Source organism: Shewanella sp. 11B5 (assembly GCF_002836795.1).
Taxonomy (GTDB): domain Bacteria; phylum Pseudomonadota; class Gammaproteobacteria; order Enterobacterales; family Shewanellaceae; genus Shewanella; species Shewanella frigidimarina.
This window is the reverse complement of sequence record NZ_PJAP01000966.1, coordinates 1-2,889: the sequence shown is the minus strand read 5'-3', so window position 1 is coordinate 2,889 and position 2,889 is coordinate 1. Positions and strand designations below refer to the sequence as shown.

Sequence of the window (2,889 nt, the reverse complement as noted above, 5' to 3'; positions counted from 1 at the left end):
ATTCAAAAAGGTGATATGCCTGACGATCAAGCCGATACCTTGTTACTAGGCGGTCAGGTTGAAACCCAAGTTGACCTCGTTAGAGTATTAAATTTAGCATCGCGCCTTTTCACCGGAGATCGTATTAATGCCATTACCGGAAAAATAGAAGCAGGCAGTAATGACATTACCGTTATCGCCAATGAGTCGGGTGGGTTAATCAGCTCAAGCCAACAGGTAAGCAGTAATAGCTCGTCAAATCGAGGTGGTAATGCAAAATCTAGCAGTAACAATGTGAAGTCAAATATTGCCCGAGCTAAGTTGTTGTCTATGGCGAATGGTAGGTTGTTGTCGACCATTGAAGTCCGCGATTTACCCCAGGTTCGTGTAGCGATACAAATGTATGAAGTTAATCGTCGCAGTTTAACCCAATGGCGTCCTGACTTTTCATTGATCACTCAAGGCTACAACAAAACCGACGGTAATTTCGGTTTAGATGGCGCAACCAATCAAGCGCTGGGCTCAGGACAAGTTGAAAATGCATTGCAAGTGTTAGGTGGCGCACTGGTGAACAACTTCCAAGTTGGCGGCAGCGAGATTGCATTTGATTTACTGTTTTCATTGTTAGAAAAAGATGGCATTTCACGCACATTATCTCGTCCGACGTTAACCGTCTTAGCAGGAGAAAAAGCCGTATTCCGAGCCGGTGGTGAAGTGCCTGTCCCAACGTCATTTTCACCCAATGGAATTAGTAGTGCCAATGGGGGTAATAGCCAAGGGGTATTTAGTGGCACCGAGTTTAAATCGTTTGGTATCCAGCTTGAAGTACGAGCAATGGTGGACGAAAACGACTTAATCACTTTAGATTTAAGCCCTAGTATTTCAACACCAGACACTTTGTTAACTCAACAAATTTCGTCGAGCACAGGGTCATCATTAACCACTAGTGCATTTAATGTCAGAAACCTAACTACCAGTACGCGTTTACGTGATGGACAGCCATTAATCATCGGTGGTTTAGTCAGTCGTGACATTAGTGACTCACGTGACTTTGTACCGGGTATTAACGATGTTCCGTTGCTGGGTAAGTTAACAGAGTCATCGTCCGACGCCGATACCGCCCGCGAGTTAATTATTATTGTGACGCCAACACTGGTAAGAGAGCCACGTCATGATGTTGCCTTATGGCAATTCCAAACGTCAGCTGAAATGCTACAAAGCATGCAATTTCCATTAGCTGACTCGTCACTATAAAGAGGACATTAATTATGAAGACCTTAACTCATTTCCGCCTCAGTACCGTGATTGTGGTTGCCTTAGTCAGCAGTGCGTGTAGTACCAGCCAAACTAAGCGTGAATATCAACCAGATGATCAGTTAACGGCGATGTTAAAACAATACAATGTAAATCAAACCGATGGTGTTAATTGCCAAGGTTATCAGTCTGCTATTAGTGACTGTGAACGCTTGTCGAACGACCTAGGTGCATTATCAATGACCTATCCACAGCACCAACAAATTGGTTTTACAGCCGCGATTGTTTACCATCAAATTGGTCGTGATGTTGATAGCCAAATGGTGTTAGATAGGTTGTTATCGCAACAACAACCAGTATCCGAAGTAGCCATTTTGCGCAGTAAACTGGCCATGCAAGAGGGGAATATCAACCTGGCAAGAACCGTATTACAACGACAAGTGCAGTTACAACCGGATCACCCTGAACTGCATGCGACATTAGCGGCAAGTTATTATTTAGAAGGTCGTTACGAAAAAGCCGAAGCCGTGATTGCTACCGCCGACCGATTAGGCGCTCCAGTATGGCGAACCAGTTACCATCTCGGGCTAATTCATGAAGCACAATCAAATTGGTCGCAAGCGTGTCATTTTTACGCCGATACCCTGAGTTACCAGCCGGCACACCGACAAAGTTTGTCGAGACTGCTGTATTTAAGTGATCATCCCGAGTGTCGAGTCCAGTTAAGTAGTCTGTAATGTCATAACTCAGTCTGTAAAAGTCCCCAAATGGGGACTTTTCGCTTTAGGCCAATGCTCTATCTGTAATACAGAGCTGACTAACGATTCGCTTAAGCCAAAACGTTGCCGTTGGTAACGATAAGCCAGTAAATATCGTATTAATTTGCTCTGTGTAAGAGTAGTTATAAAAATTTACTCAACAGCTCAACAGCTCAACAGCTCAACAGCTCAACAGCTCAACAGCTCAACATTCATATACTCAGCAACTCAGTATCAGTTAAGTGATTACAGCATGGAATTGATTAACCGCTCAGTTGTCGCTATAGGTTACAAAAAATCATATTCAGAGAATATGCCCAAGCCGATATCCCTGGCACCAACAGCCACACGGTAATAACGGATGACATTGGCCTTAATCACTTATTACCTTGAGCCAAACATTTAGAAATGCAGCAACACTAACCGCGAACCAATGGAGCTGCTAAAGCCGTCGACAATAGCCGGCAATAAGGGCCTCAGTTATCTAACAATGTAATTACTAATGACAGCTTAATGTAGATCCGATTGATGATTCAGGCGTTAAGCATGGAATGCAAACGTACTGATAACCGTACTGATAACCGTACTGATAACACTCACAGAACCAGTGTTCATGAGTCACGCTATTGAATTAATGGACTGCGCAAAAATTGGATTAACAGTAGATTTGCAACTTTTCGCATTTTGCCATTCACTCTGCAATTCATATCCATTTTCAATTCGATACAGTTGATAATCTCATTGTATGCAAAATCAATTTTAAAAACATAAGCGCATGAAAAATAACGATTTTAAATTTTATTTTATGAATATCCTATATTGGCATGTTGTTCGCAATTACTTATACAGAGGCAGTTTATAGCAGTATCTAGATTCCTCTTAATGTAACAGAGCAAGT

General features: G+C 42.5%; 1 protein-coding gene and 1 pseudogene. Both read left to right on the top strand.

The annotated features are described in order from the left end of the window. Positions 1–1,233: pseudogene (locus CXF78_RS18915) on the top strand (type II and III secretion system protein); the annotation flags it as partial. 14 nt (positions 1,234–1,247) lie between these two features. Further along, entirely contained in the window at positions 1,248–1,970 is a 723-nt protein-coding gene (locus tag CXF78_RS18910) for a tetratricopeptide repeat protein (protein WP_102037622.1), read from the top strand. Positions 1,971–2,889 lie beyond the last annotated feature (919 nt).